Origin of the sequence: Microbacterium sp. UBA7513, from assembly GCF_002478345.1 — a bacterium.
GTDB lineage: Bacteria > Actinomycetota > Actinomycetes > Actinomycetales > Microbacteriaceae > Microbacterium.
In genome coordinates this window covers 55,605-79,848 of the sequence record NZ_DLNJ01000022.1, presented here as the reverse complement: position 1 = coordinate 79,848, position 24,244 = coordinate 55,605, and the positions used below count along the sequence as shown (strand labels likewise).

The following is a 24,244-nucleotide window of genomic DNA, read 5'->3' as shown; positions in this document are numbered from 1 at the left end:
TGGGCGGCGACGATTCTCCTCGGTGACTCTTCTGGATAAGGTGCAGATATGAAGCTCGAACTTCGCGGCATCACCAAGCGATTCGGCAGCCTCGTGGCGAACGACCACATCGATCTCGTGGTCGAACCCGGTCAGATCCACGCTCTCCTCGGCGAGAACGGCGCAGGCAAGTCGACGCTGATGAACGTGCTCTACGGCCTGTATCAGGCCGACGAGGGCGAGATCCTCCTCGACGACGCCGTGCAGCACTTCCGCGGCCCCGGCGACGCGATGGCCGCCGGCATCGGCATGGTGCACCAGCACTTCATGCTCGTGCCGGTGTTCACGGTGGCCGAGAACGTCATGCTCGGTCACGAGCAGACCAAGGGCTTCGGCACGCTGGACATCGCGAAGGCACGCGAGCACGTGCGCACGGTCGCCGCGCGGTTCGGGTTCGACATCGATCCGGACGCCGTCGTCGGCGACCTGCCGGTGGGCGTGCAGCAGCGCGTCGAGATCATCAAGGCGCTGTCCCGCGACGCCCGGGTCCTCGTCTTCGACGAGCCCACCGCGGTGCTGACGCCGCAGGAGACCGACGAACTCATGGCCATCATGCGGCAGCTCCGGGACGAGGGCACCGCGATCGTCTTCATCACGCACAAGCTGCGCGAGGTGCGCGAGGTCGCCGACCGCATCACGATCGTCCGGCTCGGACGAGTCGTGGGGGAGGCCTCGCCGACCGCCACCAACGCCGAGCTGGCCTCGCTCATGGTCGGCCGCGCGGTCGAGCTGACCGTGCACAAGGAGGCGCCGCGCCTCGGCGAAGGTGGTCTGGAGGTCCGCAACCTCCGGGTGCTCACCTCCACCGGAGCCATCGTCGTCGACGACGTCGACTTCACCGTGCGACCGGGCGAGGTCCTGGCCGTCGCCGGTGTGCAGGGCAACGGCCAGACCGAGCTCGTCGAGGCCATCGTCGGCCTCGCCGCGCGCGTCGAGGGGAACATCATCCTCGACGGCATCGAGCTCGTGGGCAAGAGCGTCCGCGGCATCCTCGACGCGGGTGTCGGGTTCGTGCCGGAGGACCGTACCGAGGACGGCCTCGTCGCCGGATTCTCGGTCGCCGAGAACCTCATCCTCGACCGCTCAGACGATCCCGCCTTCAGCCGGGCCGGGACGCTGCGCCGCGGCGCCCTGGAGGACTTCGCCAAGGAGCGCATCGCGGAGTACGACATCCGCACGCAGGGCCCGTACACCCCCGCGGGCACCCTCTCCGGAGGCAACCAGCAGAAGGTCGTGATCGCGCGCGAGATGAGCCGGGAGCTGCGGCTCTTCGTGGCGGCGCAGCCGACCCGCGGTGTCGACGTGGGCTCGATCGAGTTCATCCACAAGCGCATCATCGAGACGCGCGACGCGGGCGTCCCCGTGATCGTCGTCTCGACCGAGCTCGACGAGGTCGCCGCCCTCGCCGACCGGATCGCGGTCATGTACCGCGGCACCATCGTCGGCATCGTCCCCGGTGACACGCCCCGGGAGACACTCGGACTCATGATGGCCGGAGCGGCCGATGCGGAGGTGACCGCGTGAGCGGCGCGACACCCGGTGCAGGAGACGTCACGAAGGGCCTGCCCCCCGAGCAGCTCCCGCCCAGCACGGGCCTCGCGGACGAGGTGCCCCCGGCCCCGCGCGGGAACGTCGTGCTCAAGGAGATCCTCCGCGGCAGCGCGGTCACGACGATCCTGGCGATCGTCCTCGCGCTCATCGTCGGCGGCATCCTCATCGCCTTCACCAACGAAGACGTGCAGAAGGCCTCCGGCTACTTCTTCGCCAAGCCGAGCGACACGTTCGTCGCGGCCTGGAACGCGGTCTACAACGGCTACGAGGCGCTGTTCCGCGGAGCGATCTTCAACGCCCGTGGCGCAGACTTCGCCGCGCAGATCCGCCCGCTGACGAACACGCTGGGCTTCGCGGCTCCGCTGATCGCCGCCGGCCTGGGCGTCGCCCTCGCCTTCCGCGTCGGCCTGTTCAACATCGGTGCCCGCGGTCAGATGCTCGTCGGCGTCGCGGTCGCGGCCCTGCTGACGTTCAACCTCGACCTGCCGATCTGGTTCCACCTGCCTGTCACCCTGCTGGCCGGTATCGCCGGCGGGGCGCTCTGGGGCGGTATCGCCGGTCTCATCAAGGCACGCACGGGCGCGCACGAGGTGATCCTCACGATCATGCTCAACTACATCGCGTACTACCTGCTGCTGTGGATGATCCGCACGCCCGGGCTCCTGCAGAAGCCGGGGACCAACCAGGCGCTGGGCTCGGCAACGCCGGAGAGCGCGCAGTTCCCGACCCTGCTCGGCCCGCAGTTCCCGCTCCTCGACCTCGGCTTCGTCATCGTGGTCATCGCGACGGTGTTCGTGTGGTGGCTCATCGAGCGCTCCTCGCTGGGCATGCGCATGCGCGCGGTGGGGGAGAACCCGCACGCCGCGCGCGCCGCGGGCATCAGCGTCAAGCGCGTCTACGTCTACGCGATGCTCTTCGCGGGTGCCCTCGCCGGCCTCGCCGGGATGAACCAGCTCCAGGGCGCCGTCACCACCGGGGTCACCGAGACCATCGACGCCGGCATCGGCTTCGACGCCATCACGGTCGCCCTCCTCGGACGCAGCCGCGCGTGGGGGACGTTCGCGGCCGGAATCCTGTTCGGTGCCCTCAAGGCGGGCTCGTTCTCGATGCAGGCGCAGGACATCCCCGTCGACATCGTGCTCGTCGTGCAGTCGCTCGTCGTGCTGTTCATCGCCGCGCCGCCGCTGCTGCGCACGGTGTTCTTCCTCCCCAAGTCCGACGCAGAGAAGGCGGCCAAGGCGAGAGCCAAGGCCGCGAAGAAGGCGGTGACGGCATGATGTCGCTCGTGCAGACCGAAGCCGCCGACGGCACGGTGCAGCTCGCCACCGTCCGGGAGCGCCACCTCAAGGCGCCGATCAGCCTCGCAGTCGTCACCGCGCTGCTGGCAGTGCTCTTCCTCGCCGTGCCGCGCAGCGGTATCAGCACGTTCCGCCTCGGCGACCGCACGTCGGCCTTCGAGCTCCCCGACGTGGAGCTGCCCACCGCGCCGACGTTCTGGGTGGTCTTCGCCGTGCTCGTCGTCCTCACGGTCGGGGCCTTCCTCCGGGCCTGGACGTACCGTGCGCCATCGATCTGGCTCATCGTCGCCTATGGCGTGCTCGCGGTCTTCGCGTTCCTCGTCTGGGCCGCGGCCGGGGGCCTCGTCCCCGTCACGAGTCTCCTGTTCGGCGCCGTGTCGCTCTCGGTGCCGCTGGTGTTCGGCGCGCTCGGCGGTGTCATCGGCGAGCGGGCCGGTGTCGTCAACGTGGCCATCGAGGGGCAGCTGCTCCTCGGCGCGTTCTCGGCGGCGCTGCTGTCCAGCATCACGGGCAACGCCTTCGTGGGCCTCATCGGCGCCATGATCGGTGGCGTGCTCGTCGCGAGCGTGCTGGCGGCGTTCGCGATCAAGTACCTCGTCGAGCAGGTCATCGTCGGTGTCGTGCTCAACGTCCTCGTCACCGGCCTCACCGGATTCCTCTACGGCGCGCTCCTCGCCCCGAACGAGGCCGAGCTGAACACCCCGGTCCGCTTCTCGCGCATCGAGATCCCGGTGCTGAGCGACATCCCGATCATCGGTCCGGTGCTCTTCAACCAGACCTTCATCGTGTACCTCATGTTCATCACCGTGGCCGTCGTCGCGTGGGGCCTGTACCGCACCAAGTGGGGCCTGCGCCTCCGCGCGGTGGGCGAGCACCCGCAGGCGGCCGACACGGTCGGCATTCGGGTCAACCCGACGCGGTTCTGGAACGTGCTGCTGGCGGGCGCGATCGCCGGCATCGGCGGCGCGTACTTCACCCTCGTCTCGGTCCCGCAGTTCGGCAAGGAGATGACGGCCGGACTCGGCTTCATCGCCCTCGCCGCGGTGATCTTCGGACGCTGGGACCCGATCCGCGCGACACTCGCCGCCCTGCTCTTCGGGTTCGCGACGAACCTGCAGAACCTGCTCTCGATCCTGAAGACGCCGATCCCCGGCGAGTTCATGCTCATGCTCCCGTACGTGGTCACGCTGCTCGCGGTCGCCGGGTTCGCCGGACAGATCCGGGGCCCTGCCGCCAGCGGCAAGCCGTACATCAAGTCGTAGAACACGCAGGGAAGAAGGAACCACCACCATGACGGACATCGACTGGGACGAGCTGCGCCAGGTCGCCGCGGAAGCCATGACCAAGGCCTACGCGCCGTACTCGCGCTACCGCGTGGGGGCGGCAGCTCTCGTCAGTGACGGGCGGATCGTCGCCGGTTGCAACGTCGAGAACGCCTCCTACGGCGTCACGCTGTGCGCGGAGTGCGCGCTCGTGGGAGACCTGTTCATGTCCGGCGGCGGGCAGCTCGTCGCCTTCGTGTGCGTGAACAACGACGGCGAGACGATCATGCCCTGCGGCCGGTGCCGGCAGCTGCTGTTCGAGCACGCCGTACCCGGCATGCTGCTGGAGACCGTCTCCGGCATCCGCACGATCGACGAGGTGCTGCCCGACGCGTTCGGGCCGCGCGACCTGGAGGAAGCACGATGACCGTGGAGCCGTTCGACGCGGTCGATGTGATCCGTGCGAAGCGCGACGGGGGCGTCGTCCCCGAGCCGGCGCTGCGCTGGATGGTGGACGCCTACACGCGCGGCTACGTGTCCGACGCGCAGATGGCGTCCTTCGCGATGGCGATCTTCCAGCGCGGCATGGAGCGCGACGAGATCCGCGTGCTCACCGATGCGATGATCGCGTCCGGTGAGCGGATGAGCTTCGCGACCCTCGGCAAGAAGACGGTGGACAAGCACTCCACCGGTGGCGTCGGCGACAAGATCACCCTGCCCCTGGCCCCGCTGGTCGCCTCGTTCGGCGTGGCGGTCCCGCAGCTCAGCGGCCGCGGCCTCGGCCACACCGGGGGCACGCTCGACAAGCTGGAATCGATCCCCGGCTGGCGCGCGGCGCTCAGCAACGAGGAGATGTTCGCGCAGATGCAGGGCGACGTCGGGGCCGTGATCTGCGCCGCGGGCTCCGGTCTCGCTCCCGCCGACAAGAAGCTCTACGCGCTCCGTGACGTGACCGGCACTGTGGAGGCGATCCCGCTGATCGCCTCCAGCATCATGTCGAAGAAGATCGCCGAGGGGACCGACGCCCTCGTCCTGGACGTGAAGTTCGGCTCCGGCGCGTTCATGCAGGACATCGACCGCGCCCGCGAGCTCGCCCGCACGATGGTCGCGCTCGGCACCGACTCCGGCGTCGCCACCACGGCACTTCTGACCGACATGAACGTCCCTCTCGGCCGCGCGATCGGCAACGCGAACGAGGTCCGCGAGTCGGTCGAGATCCTCGCCGGCGGAGGACCCGCCGACGTGCGGGAGCTGACCGTCGCGCTCGCCAGGGAGATGCTCGCCCTGGCCGGCCAGCCCGATGCGGACGTGGAGGCGGCGCTGGACGACGGCCGCGCCATGGACACCTGGAAGGCGATGATCCGCGCCCAGGACGGCGACCCCGATGCGGCCCTCCCGGTCGCGCGGGAGACGCACGTCGTCACAGCTCCTGCGGACGGCATCGTCACCCGGATGGACGCGCTCCCCTTCGGGATCGCCGCCTGGCGTCTCGGCGCGGGCCGTGCGCGGGCCGAGGACCCGGTGATCTTCGAGGCAGGCATCGACCTGCACGCGAAGCCCGGTGACCGGGTGTCCGCCGGGCAGCCGCTGTTCACCCTGTCGGCGGCGGATGAGGCGCGCTTCCCCCGAGCCATCGAGGCCCTCGAAGGGGCCTGGGAGCTCGGCGACGACGCGCCGACGCTGGGGCCGATCGTCCGCGAGCGCATCACGGCGTGAGGCCCGGGCGCTAGCCTGGACGAACACCCCGCGACCGAGAGGATCCCCATGTCGATCGATGCGAGCGGCGACGTCGCCATCCAGGGCGTCTCGCTGCGGAGCCTGCCGAAGGTGTCGCTGCACGACCACCTGGACGGCGCCGTGCGTCCGGCCACGATCATCGAGCTCGCTGACGCGATCGGTCTCGACCTCCCTGCCTCCGACTCGTCGGCGCTCGGCTCCTGGTTCGCGAAGAAGAGCGACTCCGGATCGCTGGTGGAGTACCTGAAGACCTTCGAGCTCACCACCGCCGTCATGCAGACCCGCGAGGGGCTGACCCGTGTCGCGCGCGAGTTCGTCCAGGACCTCGCGGCCGACGGGGTCATCTACGGCGAGGTGCGCTGGGCGCCGGAGCAGCACCAGAGCGGTGGTCTCTCCCTGGAGGACGCCGTCGAAGCCGTCCAGCAGGGGATCGAGGAGGGCGAGGATGCGGCGGACCGCGACGGTCGCAGCATCCGCGTGGGGCAGCTCCTCACTGCCATGCGACACACGGACCGCGCTCGGGAGATCGCCGAGCTCGCAGTGGACTTCCGTGGACGGGGTGCCGTCGGCTTCGACATCGCCGGTCCCGAGGACGGCTTCCCGCCGTCGGACCACCGCGCGGCCTTCGACTACCTCGCCGAGAACTTCTTCCCGGTGACCGTGCACGCGGGGGAGGCCGCGGGTCTCGCGTCGATCCGCTCGGCCCTGCTGGACGGTCGTGCGCTCCGCCTCGGACACGGCGTCCGCATCGCGGAGGACCTCGAGGTCGTCACACAGGAGGGCGACGAGGTGCAGGTGCGCTTCGGCGACCTCGCGCGCTGGGTGCGCGACCGGGAGATCCCGCTGGAGCTCTCCCCGTCGTCGAACCTGCAGACGGGGGCCGTCGCCGCGTGGGGCAAGACGCTCGCCGATCACCCGTTCGACCTGCTCTACCAGCTCGGCTTCGCGGTGACCGTGAACGTGGACAACCGCACCATGAGCGCGACCTCGCTCACGCGCGAGCTGGCCCTGCTCGTGCAGACCTTCGAGTACGACCTCGACGACCTCGAGGCCTTCCAGTTCAACGCCGCCGCCGCGGCCTTCCTCCCCGTCGAGGAGAGGGAGGAGCTCGTGGAGATGATCGCCGAGGGCTTCGACGCCTGACATGCGCTCCGGGGGGAGGCCGTCGCGTTCACGAGCCGGCCTGGTCGGCGCGCTCGTCGCCGTCGTAGTCGTCGGAGGGGGTGTGGCGGCGTTCGCGGGGCTGCATCGCGCGCCGGAGGAGCGGGTCCCGAAGGCCCAGGGCACCGTCACGGGGCCCCCGCTCACGCCGTCGCAGCAGATCCTCGCGGACGCAGACGATCCCCGCGCGTGCGCCGTCACGTTCCGGGGCGAGGGGGCGCCGACGGCGCCGATGCTGCAGTTCCAGGACGAGCCGTACCGGGGGCTGCCCATCCCGCAGCTCGACGGCCGGGTGTTCGCGGGCTGGTACACCAGCGCCGACGCCGCCACCGCCTTCACGGTGGAAGCACGCGTGAACGGCGCGGATCCCGTCGCGTGCGCACAGCAGCAGACGGAGCTCTTCGCGGCCTGGAAGACGCCCGAGGAGAATGCGGCCGACGACGTGCGCGTGCCCATCCTGATGTACCACCAGTTCACGGCCGACCCGGCGGGGGAGAGCGGGTGGCTCCGCGGCAACTACGCGTACATCGGCGACTTCGAGGCGCACATGGCCTACATCGCGAGCACCGGCTTCTATCTGCCGACCTGGGACGAGCTCAGCGCGTTCATCGACGGGCGGCTCTCCCTCCCGGTGCGGAGCGTGATCATCACCGACGACGACGCCGATCAGACGTGGTTCGACCTCGCGGTGCCCGTCGTGGACGCGCACCGGCTCCTCAGCACCTCGTTCATGGTCACGGCCTATCGGCAGGACCCCGCACCGTCGCCGTGGGTCCAGCGACGCTCGCACACCCACGACATGCATCAGGCCGGCGACGACGGCAGGGGACGCATGGTCAACGGGACGCCCGCGCAGATCGCCGCCGATCTCGCCACGTCGGGGGACGTGCTCGGCGTCCGCGAGGTGGTGGCCTACCCGTTCGGCCACTACGACGACACCGCGAAGGAGGGTGTCCGGCAGGCCGGCTACGAACTGGCGCGGACCATCGACCCCGGATACGTGGTGATCGGGACGGACAAGCTCGCCCTCCCCGTCGTGCGCATCGATTACGGGATGGGGTTGGAAGCCCTGGTGTCGCGCATCGGGTGACCACCCGTGGCGCGCGAGGATGAGAGCATGCCCGCTTCCGTCTTCCTCGCCGGTCCCGCCTCCTGGAACCGCATCGTCCTCCTCGACCGGCTCCCCGAGCCCGTGCCGCACATGCAGTTCGCGCAGGCGAGCTGGGAGACGGTCGGCGGCACGAGTGCGGGCAAGGCGCTGAGCCTGACGGCGCTCGGCCGATCCGTCGTGCTGCATGCCGTCGCCGGGGAGGACGAGGACGGGCTCCGGGTGCGTGCGACACTCGAGGCCGCCGGGGTGGTCGCGCAGTGGACGCACGGAACCACGGAACGGCACCTCAACCTGATGACTCCGCAGGGTGACCGGGTGTCGCTGTACCTCTCCACTCCGGGGGAGACGACGGGGATGGAGGACGCCGCGTACGCCACGGCGATGGCCGCCGCCGACGCCGTCGTGCTCGATCTGGCCGCCGAGCCGCGGCGGCTGCTCCCGCTCGCGGCGGCCAGTGGCACGCCGCTCTGGGTCGACGTGCACGACTACGACGGCATCGACGCGTACCACCGGCCGTTCCTGGCGGGGGCCGCGGCCGTCTTCTGCAACGCGGATCGGCTGGCCGACCCGGTGGAGTTCCTGCGCGCCGTCGTCGCGGGGGGAGCGGCGTTCGCCGTGTGCACCCTCGGCGCCGAGGGAGCGGTCGCGGTGGGGGAGGACGGGGCCGAGCTGCGGGTGCCCGCGCTGCCGACCGCCGTCGTCGACACCAACGGCGCGGGCGACGCATTCCTGGCCGGAGTCCTCGACGCGCGGCTGGCAGGAGCGGACCTGGCGTCGGCGCTCTCGGCGGGTGCGCGGTCGGCCGCGGGGGTTCTCCCCACCCGGCACTTGCATCCGCTGCTCGACCCGATCCTCGGGGATCCGCGGGCGGCCTAGGGCGCGACCTGCTCCAGGAAGCCGCCGACGACCTCGGTGACCTCGGCGTGCATCTCCTCGTCGTCGATGGTCGCGGTGCCGTCACCGGACTGGGGCCCGTAGTCACCGAAGGAGGCGTGGGAGGCGCCGTCGATCTCGATGAACTCGGCGTCTGCGGGGAGCTCAGACCGGGCGTCCGCGATCTTCTCCGGCGTGGAGAGGCCGTCCTCACTCCCGGAGACGCTCAGTACAGGAAGGTCGGTGCCTGCGAGGTCGGTCGCGCAGTAGGAGGCGAAGAGGACGAGGGCGTCGGCGTCCGTCGCGAGCTGGCAGGCGCGCACGCCGCCGAGGGAGTGGCCGCCCACGGCCCAGGTGTCCACGTCGGGCGCGGCGCTCGTGAACGAGTCGAGGCCGCGCGGATCGAAGAAGGCGAGGTGGAGCCAGGGCCGGGTGATGACGACCGTGGTGCCCTCCTCCGCGAGCCCCTGGAGGATCGAGGCGTAGGCCCACGGGTCGACCTTCGCTCCCGGGATGAAGACGAGTCCGCGGTCGGAGTCGCCGTCCGCGGGCTCCAGGACGATCCCCTCCTCGGCGTCGGTCACGGTGATCGCAGGATTCTCCCGGACGGCGGCGAGCGGTTCGGGCTCTGCGGCCATGACACCGACCTGGCTCCACACGAGGATTCCGCCGACGGCGAGGAGGAGGACGATCGCCACACTCCACAGGACTCGTCTCAGGACGCGGCGTCGGGGCTTCTGCTGCACAGCAGCTACGCTACTCCCGCCCGGACGCCGCGTCCTCTCAGCCGGCGAGTGCCGCCTGACGGCGCGCCACCGCGTCGCGGACGGCGGAGAAGAGCGGGTGCTCCGGATCGAGTCCCGTGGTGCGGACGGTGAAGCCCGTGGGGTCTTCGGTGCGCAGCAGGGCTTGCAACTCGACCGACTGCTCGTCGGCGGGGTCGTCGAACGCCAGCGCGGCGGCGACGGCTGCCACGAGGGCGTTCGTCGAGAGTCCGTGCTCGGCCGCCATCGCCGCGGGACCGATGAAGCGCTCGTGCCGGGAGATCTTCCGCAGCGGCTGCCGGCCGACGCGCTGCACGGTGTCCACGAGCGCGGGATTGCGGAACCGCTCGAGGATGGTCGCGCGGTACTGCGCCAGCTCCGCGGGGTCGAGACCGTGTTCGACGACCAGCACCGCAGAGGTCTCCTCCAGCGCCGCGGAGACCTGCGCGGCGATCGCCTCGTCCGCGAGGGCGTCCGAGATCCGCTCGATGCCCGCCCGTGCCCCGAAGTACGCGGTGGCGGCATGACCGGTGTTCACCGTGAAGAGCTTGCGCTCGATGTACGGAGCGAGGTCGTCGACGAAATGGGCGCCAGGGATGCGCGGCGGGGTGTCGCCGAACGGCCGGGCCTCGATCGCCCACTCGAAGTACGGCTCCACCGTGACGTCGATGCCGCCGCCCTCCGGCTGCGCGGGCACGATCCGGTCGACGGCGGTGTTCGCGAACACCGCACGCGCGAGGAGGGCGTCGGCGTCCGGCCCCGCCGCGGCGACGATCTCCTGCCGCAGCTGATCGGTGGCGCCGATGGCGTTCTCGCACGCCATCACCTGCAGCGGCGCGGCCTCGGGCGAGCGCAGCGCGAGCCCGGCGACGATCGACGGGGCGACGAACCGCAGCACGGTGGGGCCGACGGCGGTCGTGACGACGTCGGCCGTCGCCACCTCCTCCGCCACCACGGCCGGGTCCGTGCGGCTGTTCACCGCACGGAACCCGGAGACGACGTGGTCGGTCCCTCCGGGGCCGGCTTCGTGCACGGTGTACGAGTCCGCCCGGTCGATCGCCTCCACGAGCGCGTCCGCGACGTCGCTGAACACGACCTCGTAACCGCCCTCGTGCAGGAGCAGGCCGACAAAACCGCGCCCGATGTTGCCCGCCCCGAAGTGGACCGCCTTCATCCCTCGTTCACCTCCGAGAGGAGAGCGAACAGCTCGTCCGGCGTCGCCGCCGCTTCCAGCCGCGCGACGTCGTCCTCTTCCGAGAAGAGGATCGCGATGCGCGACAGGATGTCGAGGTGCTCGTCGCCGACCCCGGCGATGCCGATCACGAATCGCGCCTGCTCGCCGTCCCAGTCGACGCCGCCGTCGTAGCGGACGACGGAGAGGGCCGAGGCGAGGATGGCGTCCTTCGCCTCGTTCGTGCCGTGCGGGATGGCCAGCCCGTTGCCCATGTACGTCGACACGGTCTCCTCGCGCTGGCGCATCGCGTCGACGTACGCCGGGGTCACCGCACCGGCGGCGACGAGGATGTCCGTCGCCTCCTGGAGCGCATCGTCCCGCGACGCGCCTCCCGGGTGGATGCGGACCTGCTCGGCAGTGAGAACGCTCATTCTTCGTCCTTTCGCTGTTCCTTGACCATCTCGACGACCTCGTCGTACTTCGGCGAGTTCATGAAGTTGTCCACCGACACGTGCCGGGAGTCCGGCGACTTCGCCGTGGCCCGGTCGGTGAGCTGCTGCTGCGTGATGACCACGTCGGCGCCGCCGTCGAGGTTGGCGATGGCGGCGTTCGTGACGGTGACGCCCTCGATGCCGGCCTTCTTCAGCTTGTTGCGGAGCACGCTGGCACCCATGGCGGACGAGCCCATGCCGGCGTCGCACGCGAACACGATGGTCTCGATCGGGGCCGCCGCGACCGCGGTGGTGGCGGGAGCCGGCGTGGTCTCCGGAGCCGGCGTCGCGGTCGAGGTGCGCAGGGCGTCCATCGCCGCGGACGACTTGCCCTTGTTCGCCTCGGTCTGCGCGATGGCCGCGCCGAACGCGTCGCCCTCGGCGGCGAGGTCGCGCGTGCGCGAGGCCCGCAGGATGACGCCGGTGATGAGGAACGTCACGGTCGCCGCGATGATGACCGACAGGTAGACGACGAGGAGGTTGGCGACGCCGGGGCCGATGGCCGCGGCGGTCACGGCGATGATGCTGCCCGGGGCCGCCGGGAAGGCGAGTCCCCCGCCGAGGACCATGTTGGTGGTCACACCGGCCGCTCCACCCGCGATGAGCGCGAGGATCGTGGTCGGCTTGCTGAGCGCGTACGGGAAGTAGATCTCGTGGATGCCGCCGAAGAACTGGATGATGGCGGCACCGGGAGCGGAGGCCTTCGCCGCGCCGACCCCGAAGAAGGTGAAGGCGAGCAGCAGACCGAGGCCGGGGCCGGGGTTCGCCTCGATGAGGAAGAGGATCGACTTCCCCGTCTCGGCGGCCTGCTCGATCCCCAGCGGGGTGAACACGCCGTGGTTGATGGCGTTGTTGAGGAACAGCACCTTGGCCGGCTCGACGATGATCGACACGAGCGGCAGCAGGTTGAGCGAGACGAGCCAGTCGACGGCCGCCCCCAGCGCGGCGCTGATGCCGAGCATGACCGGGCCGAAGGCGAAGAACCCGACGATGGCGAGGATCATGCCCAGGATGCCGGCGGAGAAGTTGTTGACGAGCATCTCGAAGCCGGGGCGGATCTTGCCGTCCCACAGCTTGTCGACCTGCTTCATGATCCACGCGGCGATCGGGCCCATGATCATGGCGCCGAGGAACATCGGGATGTTCGTCCCGACGATCACGCCGACGGTCGCGATCGTGGCGACCACGCCACCGCGCTCGCCGTAGACCATGCGTCCGGCCGTGTTCGCGATCAGGAGGGGCAGCAGGTAGGTGACCATCGGGCCGACCAGGCCCACGTAGGCCAGGATGTTGCCGTCCGCGCCCTCGGCGACCGCGGTCATCGCGCCCTGCCAGCCGAGGACGGCGGAGTCGCCGCCGCCGCCGATGATCTCGGCGACGCCGGCCCAGTGCCAGCCGAACGGGCTCTCGGCCCCGAAGAAGCCCTTCGGGATGAAGAGCATCGTGATGAAGCCCCAGGCGATGAAGGCCGCGATGTTCGGCATGATCATGCCGGAGAGGAACGTGCCGAAACGCTGCACGCCCACGCGGAGGCCACCGGGGGCGGTGGCAGCGGGTGACGTCGTCGTCATGATGTGGTCTCTTTCTGATGAGGGGGGAGTGCCGCGGCGAGGGTCGCCGCAGCGGTGCGGGCGGAGGGGGCGTCGTCCGCGCCGAGCGCGGCTTCCGCGAGGCGGAGGGCATCGTCGCGAGTCCGGGCGGCGAGCGCCTGGCGGACGTCCGCGAGGGCCGACGGCGCCATGGAGAGGCTCGTCGCGCCGAGCCCCACGAGGACGACGGCGAGCAGCGGATCGGCCGCGGCCTCGCCGCAGATGCCGACCGGCTTGCCGAGACGGGCGCCGGCCGCGCCGACCTCGCGCACCAGGCGCAGCACTGCGGGGTGCCAGGGGTCCTGGAACGACGCGACGGAGCCGAGCAGCCGGTCCGCGGCCATCGTGTACTGGGTGAGGTCGTTGGTGCCGATGGACGCGAAATCGGCGTGCGCGAGCACCCGATCGGCGAGCAGGGCGCTGGAGGGCACCTCGACCATGACGCCGGCCGTCTTCAGCCCGTACTCGCGGGCGAGGCCGGTGAAGTACACGGTCTCCTCGACGGTGGCCACCATGGGTGCCATGACCCACAGGTCGGCGTCGGTCGCGGCGTCGGCCTCGGCCAGCGCGGTCAGCTGCTCGCGGAGGATGTCCTCGCTCGCGCGGAGTGCCCGCAGGCCGCGCAATCCCAGGGCCGGGTTCTCCTCGTGTGCGTCGTTGAGGAAGGCCAGCGGCTTGTCGGCCCCCGCGTCGAGCATCCGCACGACGACCTTCTTGCCGGGGAAGGCCTCCAGGAGCTCGCGGTAGGCGTCCCGCTGCTGGGCGACCGTCGGCGCCTGCGACGCGGAGAGGAACAGGAACTCCGTCCGGAACAGGCCGACGCCCTCGGCGCCCCGCGCGACCGCGTCGGCGGCATCGGCCGGCTTCCCCAGGTTCGCGAGCAGCGCGACCGATGTGCCGTCGGCGAGCGCGCCGGGTGTGAGCGGGGCGTCGTCGGCGGCGCGGCGGGCGGCGGCGCGCTCGGCGGCGCGGGCGCGCTCGTCATCGGTCGGCTCGCGGGTGATGACACCCGCGGCCGCGTCGACGATCACGGTCTCCCCGGTCGTCAGAGCGTGCCCGTCGCCGACGCCGACCACAGCCACGATGCCCTTCTCCCTGGCGAGGATCGCCGTGTGGGAGGTCGGGCCGCCGTCGGTGGTGACGAGGGCGAGCACCTGGTCGAGGTTCAGCAGCGCGGTGTCGGCGGGCGCGAGGTCGCGCGCCACGAGGACGAACGGGTGCCCAGGGTCGGGCACGCCGGGGGCCTCCACACCGCGCAGTCGGGCGAGCACCCGCTGCGCGATGTCGTCGAGATCGGCGGCACGCTCGCCGAGGTAGCCGCCGACGGCTTCGAGTGTGGCCCGGAAGCCCGCGAAGGCGTCGTGCACAGCCCACTCCGCGGTGGCGCCGGCGTCGATCCTGCTGTCGACCTCGTCCTGCAGGGTGGGGTCCTCGGCGATCATCGCCTGCGCCTCGAGCACCTCCTGCGCCGCACCACCGGCGGCCTCGCCGCGCTGGGTCAGCTCTTGCGCGACGACGGCGACGGCCTCGCGGACCCGCGCACGCTCGGCCTCCGCCCCCGCGGTGCTCGGCGTGTTCTCGGGCGCGGGCAGTGCCTCGGTCATGCGGACGACCGGCCCCTGCGCGACGCCGAGACCGATGCCCACCCCTCGCAGCGCGCTCATCCGGCGGCGTCCTGGTCGTGGTCGGTGGTCAGCAGCTCGGTGAGCGTGTCCAGGACCCCCTCCGCGCCGTCGCCCTCGGCCGTGAGCGTCACGTAGTCGCCGTGCTCGATGGCCAGGGCGATCACCCCGAGGATGCTCGCGGCGTTGACCGGCTTGCCGGAGTCCTTGGCGATCGTGACCGCGAGGCCGGAGTCCTTCGCGGCCTGCGCGAAGATCTTGGCGGGCCGGGCGTGCAGTCCGTGTGAAGAGCCGATGCGGACGGTGCGGGTGGCGGTCATGGTGTTCCTTTCGGGGCCCCGCCGGCGGCGGCGAAGGTCGACTGGGCGAGGAGAAGCGTGCGGCTGCCGTCGCGATCGGCGAACACATCGTCCGGCAGGACCGCGACGGGCGCGCGGGTCAGAACGCGGATGGCGCCGAGGCGCTCGCGGAGGTGCGGGCCCACGAGGACGAGGTCGTGCCCTCCGAGGGAGACGGTGCTCTCGACGCCGGCGTCCGCGTCCCAGTCCAGTCCCGCCGCGGCGGCGGCGGTGCGCAGGCGCTGGGCGACGAACGTGCTCGACGCACCGGCGCCGCAGACCACGAGAATCCTCATCGATGTCACCTTCCTGAGAACAGTCTGGGAAACGCGGGCGCGGCGGCACCAACACGTTCTCTTCCGCCCCTGCGGAACCCTGCTCGCCGCGCCCCTGCCGCCGGAGGCTGTCATCATGGAGAGCAGTCGGACAGTGCCGTCAGCACGGGAACTCGGAGGGATCATGTCGCGCCAGCGTCAGGACCAGCTCCTCGCCGCCCTGCTGCGCGAGGAGGGCTGGGCGACCGCGGGCACGCTGGCCGACCTCCTCGGCGTGACGCCCCGCAGCATCCGTTCCTACGTCGCGGCCCTGAACGCCCGCACGCCCGGTGCCGCGGTCGTCGAGTCCGGCCCGGCGGGCTATCGGGCGGGCCCCGGCGCCCGCGGCGCGCTCCGGGTGCGGCAGGGCGGCGACTCCGCACCGCGGGAACGCCTCCACGCGCTCGTCCGGCTCCTCCTCGACGCGCCGGAGGGCATCGACGTCTTCGACACCGCGGACGCGCTGCACGTGAGCGAGGCGACCCTCGAGGCCGATCTCGTGCGGGTGCGCGGCCTCCTCGACGGCACCGACCTCATGCTGGAGCGGGCGCGCGAACGGGTGCGGCTCCGCGGCGACGAAGCGGCGCAGCGGCGTCTGCTCAGCCGCCTCGCCCATGACGAGATGGACGACGCCTCGTTCCACCCCGAGATCTTCCGGCGGGCCCTCTCCGGGACCGCGGTCGACGCGCGAGCGGTGGGACCCTTCAAGTCCGCCCTGGTGGGAGAACTCGGCGAGCTGGGCTACTACGTCAACGAACTCGCGATCGCCGACGTCCTGCTGCACATCGCGATCGCCGCCGAGCGGGTGGCGGCCGGCCGGGCCCTCGAGGCTCCGCCGTCCGGCGCTCGACCCGAGATCCCGCGGGTCGGTGCCGTCATCGCGCGGCTCGCGGCCGCGCACTTCGACGTGGTGCTCGGGGAGGGGGACAGCGGACACCTGGCCTCCCTCGTCCTGACGCGCATCGTCGCTCCGGGCGGCGAGGCGACACGGGAACTCGCGCGCAGCGGCGTCAGTCCGGACGTGGAGGCGGCGGTCCGCGCGGAGATCGCGCGGGCGGCCGACGACTACCGGGTCGACCTCGTCGACGAGACCTTCGTGCTCCGTCTCGCGCTGCACGTGCAGAACCTCCTGCGCCGTGCCGAGGAGAGCGCGCTCACCCGGAATCCGCTGACCCGCTCGCTGAAGACGACGTACCCGATGATCTTCGAGGTCGCGGTGTCGATCGCAAGCGGCCTGCACGACCGGCTCGGCACGCCCATCCACGACGACGAGATCGCCTACATCGCCATGCACGTCGGGGGGCGGCTGGAGCGGAGTCGCAAAGCGGAGTCCATCCTCACGGCGACCATCGTCTGCCCCGGCTACTACGAACTCCACGAACTCCTGCGGTCGAGCGTGGACCGCTCGCTCGGTTCGGCCATCGAGGTCACCAGCGTCATCACGAACGTCGACCCGGATTGGGCGTCGTTCGACACCGACCTCGTGCTGAGCACGATCGAGCCCGGGGCCTCCGGCGACCGCTTCGTGCGCATCCAGCCGTTCCTCACCGACGCGGACGTCGACCGCATCCAGCAGGCTGCAGGGCGCCTGCGCCGGGGGCGACGGCTCGCCCGGCTCCGGGAGGAGCTCGCGCGCTACTTCCACCCCGACGCCTTCGTGCATCCCCTTCCGGACGAGGGGGAGGAGGCCATCATCCGGCGGCTCGGCGCGCCGCTCGTGCGGGCCGGCCTGATCGGCGACGACTACGTGGAGAACACGATCATCCGGGAGCGCATGTCCTCCACGGCCTTCACCGACGCGCTCGCCGTGCCGCACGCGCTGCAGATGACCGCGGCGCGCACGGCGATCGCGCTCGGCGTGGCCGAGGGGTCGGCGGCCTGGGGCGACGGACGCGTGCAGGTCGTCGCGCTGGCCGCCTTCAGCGAGAGCGACCGCGCCGCCTTCCAGACCGTGTTCGAGCAGCTCGTGGAGGTGTTCAGCGAGCGCGAGAGCGTGCAGCGGATCGTCCGGCGCAGCGCGACCTTCGAGGGCTTCCTCGACGAGCTCGTCGCCGTGATCGACGGCTGAGGCTCAGGCGTCGGGGGCGAGCACGCGGGTGAGCTGGTCGAGGACGCTCTCCGAGGCGGGGCCTGCCGGCGTCTCCAGGGTCACGGCGTCGCCGGGTGCGAGGGCGAGGTCCATCACCGCGAGGACGCTGCGCAGATCCACGGCCGCGCCGTCCGCGGTGCGCAGCGTGACCGGGAGCTCGTGCGCCTGCGCGAGGCGCACGAGCTCCGCGACCGGCCGTGCGTGCACGCCGTTGTGGGCGCTGACGACGACGTGGCGGACGGGCATGGTCAGGAGCGCTCGTCCAGGAGGACCCGGACGCCCGCCTCCAGCTCGGCGACGGCCGCTGCGGCCGCCTCGGCGGAATCCCCCGTGGCGTCGATGTACACCTTGAGCTTCGGCTCCGTGCCGCTCGGCCGGACGATCACCCGGGAGCCGTCCGAGAGCCGGTACCGCAGCACGTCTCCGGAGGGCTGCCCCGGAGCGCTCTGCAGCAGGTCCTCGGCCGACGCGATCGAACGTCCCGCGATCTGCGTGGGCGGAAGCGACCGCAGCGAGAGCATCACCGTGCCGATGAGCGACAGATCCGCCACCCGCACCGACACCTGCGCGCTCGCGAAGTGCCCGTACGCGTCGCCCACCTCGCGGACGAGATCGGCGAGGGTGAGCCCGCGCTCCTGAGCCTCGGCGGCCAGGCCGAGCACGGCGACCGCGGCGGAGATGCCGTCCTTGTCGCGCACGGTCTCGGGGTTGACGAGATAGCCCAGGGCCTCCTCGAAGCCGAAGACGATGCCTGGCGCCCGGGAGATCCACTTGAAGCCGGTGAGCGTCTCATGGAAGTCCAGCCCGTGGTGGGCGGCGATGGCGCCGAGCCCGGGGGAGGAGACGAGCGAGCAGGCGAGCGAGGCGCCGGGAGTGCCCGCCGCCTGCCGCGCGGCACGCGCGCCGAGCAGCAGGCCGACCTCGTTGCCCGTGAGACGGCGCCAGCCGTCCGCGGCGGTCTCGTCCGGGACGGCCACGGCGAGGCGGTCGGCGTCCGGGTCGTTCGCGAGGATGAAGTCCGCCTTCGCCCTCCTGGCGGTGGCGAACGCGAGATCCATGGCCCCCGGCTCCTCGGGGTTCGGGAAGGAGACCGTGCGGAACGTCGCGTCCGGATGCAGCTGCTCGTCGACCACGATCGGCCGCGGGTAGCCGGCGGCATCGACGATGCGGGCGACCGTCTCCCAGCCGACACCGTGCATCGCGGTGTAGACCCAGCGCAGGCGGCGGGCCCCCGCGGGCGCCGGCGCGACCGCGGCGGTGGCGGCGACGTAGGCCTGGACGAGGTCCTCGGCCGCGGTCTCGTAGGCGGTGGACCGCGGCAGGGCCCGGACGTCCCCGCTGTCCGCGATCCGCTGGATGTGGGCGGCGATCTCGGCGTCGGCGGGAGCGACGATCTGCGAGCCGGCATCCGGGCCACCGAGGTACACCTTGTAGCCGTTGTCGTCCGGCGGGTTGTGGCTCGCGGTCACCATCACGCCGGCATCGGCGCCGAGGTGACGCACGGCGAAGGCCAGCACGGGCGTCGGCAGCAGGCGGGGGAGCAGGATCGCGCGCAGGCCGGCCCCGGCGAACAGCTCCGCGGAGTCCTGAGCGAAGACCCGGGAGTTCCGGCGTCCGTCGTAGCCGATCACGACCGTCGGCGTCGCCCCCGCGGCCCGCTCGCGCAGGTACGCCGCGAAGCCCGCGGCGGCCTGGGAGACGAGCACCCGATTCATCCGGTTGCTTCCCGCCCCGAGCGCGCCGCGGAGCCCGGCCGTGCCGAACGCGAGACGACTGCCGAAGCGGTCGTCGAGCTCCGCCGCAGCGGCCTCGTCCCCGGAAGCGGCACGGGTGACGATGCCGGCCAGCTCGTCGCGGGTCTGCGGGTCGGGGTCCTGGCGCAGCCAGGCGCGGGCCTGGGCGAGCCGCTCCTCGCTCACAGGGCCTCGACCACCCGGGCCAGCAGGGCGGAGATCACCGGCTCCGCCTCGCGTCCGGCCTCGATGACCTCGGCATGGCTCAGCGGCGTCTGCTGGATGCCGGCGGCGAGGTTCGTGATGAGCGAGAACCCGAGGATCTCCATGCCGGCCTCGCGCGCGGCGATCGCCTCGAGCGCGGTGGACATGCCGACGATGTGGCCGCCGATGTGCTTCGCCATCTGCACCTCGGCCGGGGTCTCGTAGTGCGGGCCGCGGAACTGCGTATAGATGCCCTCGTCGAGCGTGGGGTCGACCGTCCGGGCGATGTCGCGCAGACGCTTCGCGTACAGGTCGGTGAGGTCGATGAAGGTCGCGCCCTCCAGGGGAGAGTCGGCGGTGAGGTTGATGTGATCGCTGATCAGCACGGGCTGCCCGGGCTTCCACGTCTCGCGGATGCCTCCCGCGCCGTTGGTGAGGACCATGATCTTCGCGCCGGTGGCTGCGGCGGTGCGGACGCTGTGCACGACCCGGCGCACGCCGTGGTTCTCGTAGTAGTGCGTGCGGGCGCCGATGACGAGGACGTTCTTCCCGCCCGGGGTCCGGATGCTGCGCAGGGTGCCGACGTGGCCCTCCAGGGCGGGCTTCGAGAATCCGGTGACCTCGGTCGCGGGGATGGTCGCGACGGTCTCGCCGATGAGGTCGGCCGCCTTGCCCCAGCCGCTGCCGAGCGTGAGGGCGATGTCGTGCTTCTCGACGCCGGTCAGCCGCGCGATGTCGGCGGCGGCTTCGGCTGCGACCTCGAACGGGTTCGCAGTGGGGTCGTCGAGGGGGTTGCTGTGGGTTTCAGGCATGGATCCACTCTAGGAAGTGGCAGGCTCCGGTGCCAGGATTGCGGAAGAATGGAGAGCATGTCTTCCACCACTTTCGAGCGCACTCAGCGCGTCGCCGTCCTCGGCGGCGGACCCGGCGGTTACGAGGCGGCCCTGGCGGCCGCCCAGCTCGGAGCGGAGGTCACCCTCGTCGAGCGCGTCGGTGTCGGCGGTTCGGCCGTGCTCACCGACGTGGTGCCGTCGAAGAGCCTCATCGCGACGGCGGACGCCGCGGTCGCCATCTCCGAGGCCAGCGACCTGGGCGTGAACTTCTACGCCAAGGGCGAGAACGGCAAGCCGCTCAAGCCGGAGATCGCCATCAACCTCGCCGCCGTGAACAAGCGCCTCGTGGCGCTGGCCGGTCAGCAGTCCGAGGACATGCGCACCACCCTCCTCGACGCCGGCGTGCGGATCCTCTCCGGTCACGGCCGGCTGGAGGGTCCGAACGCCATCGTCGTCTCCACGGGCGAGCGGGGCACCGACTTCGACCGCGTCGAGGCCGACACCATCGTCGTCGCGGTCGGCGCCTCGCCGCGCGAGCTCGACTCCGCCAAGCCCGACGGCAAGCGCATCCTCACGTGGACGCAGCTCTACGACATGAAGGCGCTGCCCGAGCACCTCATCGTCGTCGGCTCCGGCGTGACCGGCGCGGAGTTCGCCTCCGCCTACATGAACCTCGGCGCGAAGGTCACGCTCGTCTCCAGCCGGGAGCAGGTTCTCCCCGGCGAGGACCAGGATGCGGCGCGGGTGCTGGAGAAGGTGTTCAAGCGCGGCGGCATGCAGGTGCTGTCCAAGTCGCGGGCCGAGAAGGTCGAGGTCGTCGGTGACGGCGTCACCGTGACCCTGTCGGACGGTCGCACCGTCGAGGGCAGCCACTGCCTCATGGCTGTCGGCTCCATCCCGAACACCGCGGGCATCGGCCTGGAGGAGGCCGGCGTCGAGCTCGACGACTCCGGTCACGTCCGGGTGAACCGCGTCGCGCGCACCTCGGTGCCGAACGTGTACGCGGTCGGGGACTGCACGAACTTCTTCCCGCTGGCCTCGGTGGCCTCGATGCAGGGGCGGACGGCGGTGTTCCACGCGCTGGGGGACATCGTCATCCCGCTCGAGCTCATCAAGATCACCTCCAACATCTTCACGGCGCCGGAGATCGCGACCGTCGGCTACGGCGTCAAGGACGTCGAGGACGGCCTCGCCGACGGCATGGTCTACAAGCTCCCGCTCGCCGCTAACCCGCGCGCGAAGATGATGGGCATCAAGGACGGCTTCGTCAAGCTCATCGCCCGCAAGGGCTCCGGCACGGTGATCGGCGGCGTGATCGTGGCCCCGAAGGCCTCCGAGCTCATCTACCCCATCGCGATCGCGGTCGAGCGTCGCCTCACCGTGGACCAGGTCTCCCGCGTGTTCGCCGCGTACCCCTCGCTGTCGAGCAGCATCACCGACGCGAGCCGCGCGATGCACCTCGTGAACATCTCCTGACCCGAGACCCCCCGCAATCGCCGAGACCCCGGGCTGCAGACATCTGCAGCCCGGGGTCTCGGCGTGAAAGCGGGGTCTCGGGTCAGGAGATCGTGAGGAGCTGGTGACCGGCGGAGACCGTGGTGCCCGCGGCGGCGTCGATGTTGCCCACCACGCCATCCTTGTGCGCCTGCAGCGGCTGCTCCATCTTCATCGCCTCGAGGACGACGACGAGGTCGCCCTTGACGACCTGCTGCCCCTCCTCGACCGCGACCTTGACGACCGTGGCCTGCATCGGCGACTTCACCGCATCACCGGACGCCCCGGCGTTGGCGACCGTGGCATGGCTGCGGCGCGATGGCGGGACGGCGGCCGGGCGGCCGGTGGTGCCGGGGGCGACCGCGACGCGATCGGGCAGGCTGACCTCCAGGCGCTTGCCGCCGACCTCGACGACCACGGTGTGCCGGGCGTTCGCCGGAGCCGGAGCCTCGAGCTCGCCGTCCCACGCGGGGATGTCGTTGTCGAACTCCGTCTCGATCCAGCGCGTGTACACCCCGAACGTCCCGTCCTCGGCCGTGAAGGCGGGATCGCGGACGACCTTGCGGTGGAACGGGATGACGGTGGGCAGACCCGCGACCTCGAACTCGTCCAGAGCCCGACGCGCGCGCTCCAGGGCCTCGGCACGGTCCTTGCCGGTGACGATGATCTTGGCGAGCAGCGAGTCGAACGCGCCGGAGACCGCGTCCCCGGCGGTGACCCCGGAGTCGAGGCGGATGCCGGGGCCGCCGAAGGTCTTGAAGACGTGGATGGGGCCGGGCTGGGGGAGGAACCCGCGACCCGGGTCCTCGCCGTTGATGCGGAACTCGATGGAGTGGCCTTGCGGCTGGGGGTCGTCGTAGTCGATCGTCCCACCGGCGGCGATGCGGAACTGCTCGCGGACGAGGTCGATCCCGGTGACCTCCTCCGACACGGGGTGCTCGACCTGGAGGCGCGTGTTCACCTCGAGGAAGGAGACCGTGCCGTCAGCGCCGATGAGGAACTCGCACGTGCCCGCGCCGACGTAGCCGACCTCCTTGAGGATGGCCTTGGACGCCGAGTAGAGCTTCTCGTTCTGCTCGGGCGTGAGGAACGGGGCCGGCGCCTCCTCGACGAGCTTCTGGTGCCGGCGCTGCAGCGAGCAGTCGCGGGTCGAGATGATGACGACGTTGCCCTCGGCGTCGGCGAGACACTGGGTCTCGACGTGCCGGGGCTTGTCGAGGTACTTCTCCACGAAGCACTCGCCACGACCGAACGCCGCGACGGCCTCACGGGTGGCGGACTCGAACAGCTCCGCGACCTCGTCGAGCTCACGGGCGACCTTGAGGCCGCGTCCGCCGCCGCCGTAGGCCGCCTTGATCGCGATCGGCAGACCATACTCCTGCGCGAAGGCGACGACCTCGTCGGCGCCCGAGACCGGGCCGGGGGTGCCGGGCGCGAGGGGTGCACCGACCTTCTCGGCCACGTGGCGGGCGGTGACCTTGTCGCCGAGCGCCTCGATCGCCTCCGGGGAGGGGCCGATCCAGATCATTCCGGCGTCGATCACCGCGCGCGCGAACTCGGCGTTCTCCGCGAGGAAGCCGTAGCCGGGGTGCACGGCGTCGGCACCGGCGCGGCGGGCGACGGAGAGGATCTTCTCGATCTGGAGGTACGTCTCGGCGCTCGTCGCGCCACCGAGCGCGTACGCCTCGTCGGCCAGGCGCACATGCAGTGCGTCCCTGTCCTGGTCGGCGTAGACGGCGACCGAGGCGATCCCGGAGTCACGAGCGGCACGGACGATGCGGACGGCGATCTCGCCGCGGTTGGCGACGAGCACCTTCGCGATTTCAGGCATGGTTGCCAGCCTAGCGAGTAGCATCCCGATACTTTTGACGACTCTCGACAAGAAAGAGGGAAAAACGTGGAGGGGAGTCTACGACCACAGATCCGTCCACCGGACCCCGAGGTCGGCGGTGAGACGGCGCACGGTGGACAACGACATCCCCACGACGGTGGAGGGATCGCCCTCGACCTTGGTGATGAAGGCGCCGCCGAGGCTGTCCACGGTGAAGGCTCCCGCGACGTGCAGCGGCTCGCCCGACGCCACGTACGCAGCGATCTCCTCCTCGCTGATGTCATCGGCGAACGTCACCGCCGCCTCCGCGACCGCGGTCGCCTCGACGGGCTCGGAACCGGGGGATACGCGGAACACGGAGTGCCCGGAGTGCAGCACCCCCGTGGCGCCGCGCATCTCCTGCCACCGGCGCGTAGCCTCCTCCGGCGTGTAGGGCTTGCCGTACACCCGGTCCCCGAGGGCGAACATCGAGTCCCCTCCGATGACGATGCCGTCGAACGCGCCCTCGGCGGCCAGCCGCTCGGCGACGGCCGCGGACTTCGCACGGGCGAGCAGCAGCACGAGGTCGGCGGGCGCAAGGGGGCCCATGCGCTCCTCTGCGGCGGCGGCCAGGGCGTCCTCGTCCACCTCCGGCGACAGGGTGAGCGGTTCGATGCCGGCCTGACGCAGCAGCATGAGCCGGGCGGGGGAGGTGGAGGCGAGGCAGACGCGCATGGAGACCACCGTATCCTCGAAG

At 71.4% G+C, this 24,244-nt stretch carries 22 protein-coding genes; 10 read left to right on the top strand and 12 right to left on the bottom strand.

Annotation, left to right across the window (positions count from 1 at the left end):
• Positions 1 to 48 precede the first annotated feature (48 nt).
• From B2W79_RS12655 to B2W79_RS12620, 8 genes are all read left to right on the top strand, one after another.
• Positions 49 to 1,563, top strand: a complete 1,515-nt coding sequence (locus B2W79_RS12655) for an ABC transporter ATP-binding protein (RefSeq protein ID WP_292789988.1) — start codon at positions 49 to 51, stop codon at positions 1,561 to 1,563.
• Positions 1,560 to 2,867, top strand: a complete 1,308-nt coding sequence (locus B2W79_RS12650; RefSeq protein ID WP_292789986.1) for an ABC transporter permease — start codon at positions 1,560 to 1,562, stop codon at positions 2,865 to 2,867. The genes B2W79_RS12655 and B2W79_RS12650 overlap by 4 nt, the downstream gene beginning before the upstream one ends.
• Entirely contained in the window at positions 2,867 to 4,150 is a 1,284-nt protein-coding gene (locus B2W79_RS12645; RefSeq protein ID WP_082749974.1) for an ABC transporter permease, read from the top strand. The genes B2W79_RS12650 and B2W79_RS12645 overlap by 1 nt, the downstream gene beginning before the upstream one ends.
• A gap of 28 nt (positions 4,151 to 4,178) precedes the next feature.
• Positions 4,179 to 4,577: a cytidine deaminase gene (locus B2W79_RS12640; protein WP_025105664.1), complete on the top strand. Its 399-nt coding sequence runs from the start codon at positions 4,179 to 4,181 to the stop codon at positions 4,575 to 4,577.
• Positions 4,574 to 5,866: a thymidine phosphorylase gene (locus B2W79_RS12635; RefSeq protein WP_292789982.1), complete on the top strand. Its 1,293-nt coding sequence runs from the start codon at positions 4,574 to 4,576 to the stop codon at positions 5,864 to 5,866. Before B2W79_RS12640 ends, B2W79_RS12635 begins: the two co-directional genes overlap by 4 nt.
• A 48-nt stretch (positions 5,867 to 5,914) precedes the next feature.
• Positions 5,915 to 7,030: an adenosine deaminase gene (locus B2W79_RS12630; protein WP_292789980.1), complete on the top strand. Its 1,116-nt coding sequence runs from the start codon at positions 5,915 to 5,917 to the stop codon at positions 7,028 to 7,030.
• A gap of 82 nt (positions 7,031 to 7,112) precedes the next feature.
• Positions 7,113 to 8,138, top strand: a complete 1,026-nt coding sequence (locus B2W79_RS12625; protein ID WP_292789978.1) for a polysaccharide deacetylase family protein — start codon at positions 7,113 to 7,115, stop codon at positions 8,136 to 8,138.
• 27 nt (positions 8,139 to 8,165) lie between these two features.
• A complete protein-coding gene (locus tag B2W79_RS12620) occupies positions 8,166 to 9,035 on the top strand; it encodes a carbohydrate kinase family protein (RefSeq protein WP_292789976.1) in 870 nt (289 codons plus the stop codon).
• On the opposite strand, the gene B2W79_RS12615 is transcribed toward B2W79_RS12620, so the two are convergent.
• From B2W79_RS12615 to B2W79_RS12585, 7 genes are read right to left on the bottom strand one after another with little or no spacing between them, the layout of a single operon-like run.
• On the bottom strand, positions 9,032 to 9,778 hold the full coding sequence (locus tag B2W79_RS12615; protein WP_292789974.1) for an alpha/beta hydrolase: 747 nt from the start codon (positions 9,776 to 9,778) through the stop codon (positions 9,032 to 9,034). The genes B2W79_RS12620 and B2W79_RS12615 overlap by 4 nt on opposite strands.
• Positions 9,779 to 9,815: 37 nt before the next feature.
• Positions 9,816 to 10,970, bottom strand: a complete 1,155-nt coding sequence (locus B2W79_RS12610) for a mannitol-1-phosphate 5-dehydrogenase (RefSeq protein ID WP_292789972.1) — start codon at positions 10,968 to 10,970, stop codon at positions 9,816 to 9,818.
• Positions 10,967 to 11,401: a PTS sugar transporter subunit IIA gene (locus B2W79_RS12605; RefSeq protein ID WP_025105671.1), complete on the bottom strand. Its 435-nt coding sequence runs from the start codon at positions 11,399 to 11,401 to the stop codon at positions 10,967 to 10,969. The genes B2W79_RS12610 and B2W79_RS12605 overlap by 4 nt, the downstream gene beginning before the upstream one ends.
• Positions 11,398 to 13,032 carry a PTS mannitol transporter subunit IICB gene (locus tag B2W79_RS12600; protein ID WP_071329667.1) on the bottom strand — a complete coding sequence of 545 codons (1,635 nt, stop codon included), beginning with the start codon at positions 13,030 to 13,032 and terminating at the stop codon, positions 11,398 to 11,400. The genes B2W79_RS12605 and B2W79_RS12600 overlap by 4 nt, the downstream gene beginning before the upstream one ends.
• Positions 13,029 to 14,714 (bottom strand): phosphoenolpyruvate--protein phosphotransferase, encoded by a 1,686-nt coding sequence (gene ptsP, locus B2W79_RS12595; protein ID WP_083391808.1) that lies wholly within the window; start codon positions 14,712 to 14,714, stop codon positions 13,029 to 13,031. Before ptsP ends, B2W79_RS12600 begins: the two co-directional genes overlap by 4 nt.
• Positions 14,711 to 14,992, bottom strand: coding sequence for an HPr family phosphocarrier protein (locus B2W79_RS12590; protein ID WP_071329668.1), 282 nt, complete (start codon positions 14,990 to 14,992; stop codon positions 14,711 to 14,713). Before B2W79_RS12590 ends, ptsP begins: the two co-directional genes overlap by 4 nt.
• Entirely contained in the window at positions 14,989 to 15,306 is a 318-nt protein-coding gene (locus B2W79_RS12585; RefSeq protein WP_292789966.1) for a PTS sugar transporter subunit IIB, read from the bottom strand. The genes B2W79_RS12590 and B2W79_RS12585 overlap by 4 nt, the downstream gene beginning before the upstream one ends.
• Before the next feature lie 163 nt (positions 15,307 to 15,469).
• Between B2W79_RS12585 and B2W79_RS12580 the strand changes: the two genes are divergently transcribed.
• On the top strand, positions 15,470 to 17,392 hold the full coding sequence (locus tag B2W79_RS12580) for a BglG family transcription antiterminator (protein WP_292789964.1): 1,923 nt from the start codon (positions 15,470 to 15,472) through the stop codon (positions 17,390 to 17,392).
• Positions 17,393 to 17,395: 3 nt separating this feature from the next.
• On the opposite strand, the gene B2W79_RS12575 is transcribed toward B2W79_RS12580, so the two are convergent.
• Genes B2W79_RS12575 through B2W79_RS12565 form a run of 3 tightly spaced genes read right to left on the bottom strand, consistent with a single transcriptional unit; the run spans position 17,396 to position 20,162 of the window.
• Positions 17,396 to 17,659, bottom strand: coding sequence for an HPr family phosphocarrier protein (locus B2W79_RS12575; RefSeq protein WP_071329671.1), 264 nt, complete (start codon positions 17,657 to 17,659; stop codon positions 17,396 to 17,398).
• A 2-nt stretch (positions 17,660 to 17,661) separates the two neighbouring features.
• Entirely contained in the window at positions 17,662 to 19,332 is a 1,671-nt protein-coding gene (locus B2W79_RS12570) for a phospho-sugar mutase (RefSeq protein ID WP_071329672.1), read from the bottom strand.
• Complete coding sequence (locus tag B2W79_RS12565; protein ID WP_071329673.1) at positions 19,329 to 20,162, bottom strand: purine-nucleoside phosphorylase; 834 nt, start codon at positions 20,160 to 20,162, stop codon at positions 19,329 to 19,331. Before B2W79_RS12565 ends, B2W79_RS12570 begins: the two co-directional genes overlap by 4 nt.
• Before the next feature lie 48 nt (positions 20,163 to 20,210).
• Here B2W79_RS12565 and B2W79_RS12560 point away from each other — a divergent pair, with 48 nt between their 5' ends.
• Positions 20,211 to 21,659 carry an NAD(P)H-quinone dehydrogenase gene (locus B2W79_RS12560; protein ID WP_060923621.1) on the top strand — a complete coding sequence of 483 codons (1,449 nt, stop codon included), beginning with the start codon at positions 20,211 to 20,213 and terminating at the stop codon, positions 21,657 to 21,659.
• A gap of 82 nt (positions 21,660 to 21,741) precedes the next feature.
• Here the strand turns inward: B2W79_RS12560 and B2W79_RS12555 are convergent, their stop codons facing one another.
• Positions 21,742 to 23,508 carry a biotin carboxylase N-terminal domain-containing protein gene (locus B2W79_RS12555; protein ID WP_071329674.1) on the bottom strand — a complete coding sequence of 589 codons (1,767 nt, stop codon included), beginning with the start codon at positions 23,506 to 23,508 and terminating at the stop codon, positions 21,742 to 21,744.
• A 78-nt stretch (positions 23,509 to 23,586) separates the two neighbouring features.
• Positions 23,587 to 24,222, bottom strand: a complete 636-nt coding sequence (locus B2W79_RS12550) for a Maf family protein (protein ID WP_071329734.1) — start codon at positions 24,220 to 24,222, stop codon at positions 23,587 to 23,589.
• Positions 24,223 to 24,244 lie beyond the last annotated feature (22 nt).

What these genes read in the sequence shown, in the direction of transcription:
- B2W79_RS12655 (WP_292789988.1), top strand. Translation starts at nt 49, where the DNA reads ATGAAGCTCGAACTTCGCGGCATCACCAAGCGATTCGGCAGCCTCGTG.
- B2W79_RS12645 (WP_082749974.1), top strand. Translation starts at nt 2,867, where the DNA reads ATGTCGCTCGTGCAGACCGAAGCCGCCGACGGCACGGTGCAGCTCGCC.
- B2W79_RS12640 (WP_025105664.1), top strand. Translation starts at nt 4,179, where the DNA reads ATGACGGACATCGACTGGGACGAGCTGCGCCAGGTCGCCGCGGAAGCC.
- B2W79_RS12635 (WP_292789982.1), top strand. Translation starts at nt 4,574, where the DNA reads ATGACCGTGGAGCCGTTCGACGCGGTCGATGTGATCCGTGCGAAGCGC.
- B2W79_RS12630 (WP_292789980.1), top strand. Translation starts at nt 5,915, where the DNA reads ATGTCGATCGATGCGAGCGGCGACGTCGCCATCCAGGGCGTCTCGCTG.
- B2W79_RS12620 (WP_292789976.1), top strand. Translation starts at nt 8,166, where the DNA reads ATGCCCGCTTCCGTCTTCCTCGCCGGTCCCGCCTCCTGGAACCGCATC.
- B2W79_RS12610 (WP_292789972.1), bottom strand. Translation starts at nt 10,970, where the DNA reads ATGAAGGCGGTCCACTTCGGGGCGGGCAACATCGGGCGCGGTTTTGTC.
- B2W79_RS12605 (WP_025105671.1), bottom strand. Translation starts at nt 11,401, where the DNA reads ATGAGCGTTCTCACTGCCGAGCAGGTCCGCATCCACCCGGGAGGCGCG.
- B2W79_RS12600 (WP_071329667.1), bottom strand. Translation starts at nt 13,032, where the DNA reads ATGACGACGACGTCACCCGCTGCCACCGCCCCCGGTGGCCTCCGCGTG.
- ptsP (WP_083391808.1), bottom strand. Translation starts at nt 14,714, where the DNA reads ATGAGCGCGCTGCGAGGGGTGGGCATCGGTCTCGGCGTCGCGCAGGGG.
- B2W79_RS12590 (WP_071329668.1), bottom strand. Translation starts at nt 14,992, where the DNA reads ATGACCGCCACCCGCACCGTCCGCATCGGCTCTTCACACGGACTGCAC.
- B2W79_RS12585 (WP_292789966.1), bottom strand. Translation starts at nt 15,306, where the DNA reads ATGAGGATTCTCGTGGTCTGCGGCGCCGGTGCGTCGAGCACGTTCGTC.
- B2W79_RS12580 (WP_292789964.1), top strand. Translation starts at nt 15,470, where the DNA reads ATGTCGCGCCAGCGTCAGGACCAGCTCCTCGCCGCCCTGCTGCGCGAG.
- B2W79_RS12575 (WP_071329671.1), bottom strand. Translation starts at nt 17,659, where the DNA reads ATGCCCGTCCGCCACGTCGTCGTCAGCGCCCACAACGGCGTGCACGCA.
- B2W79_RS12565 (WP_071329673.1), bottom strand. Translation starts at nt 20,162, where the DNA reads ATGCCTGAAACCCACAGCAACCCCCTCGACGACCCCACTGCGAACCCG.
- B2W79_RS12560 (WP_060923621.1), top strand. Translation starts at nt 20,211, where the DNA reads ATGGAGAGCATGTCTTCCACCACTTTCGAGCGCACTCAGCGCGTCGCC.
- B2W79_RS12555 (WP_071329674.1), bottom strand. Translation starts at nt 23,508, where the DNA reads ATGCCTGAAATCGCGAAGGTGCTCGTCGCCAACCGCGGCGAGATCGCC.
- B2W79_RS12550 (WP_071329734.1), bottom strand. Translation starts at nt 24,222, where the DNA reads ATGCGCGTCTGCCTCGCCTCCACCTCCCCCGCCCGGCTCATGCTGCTG.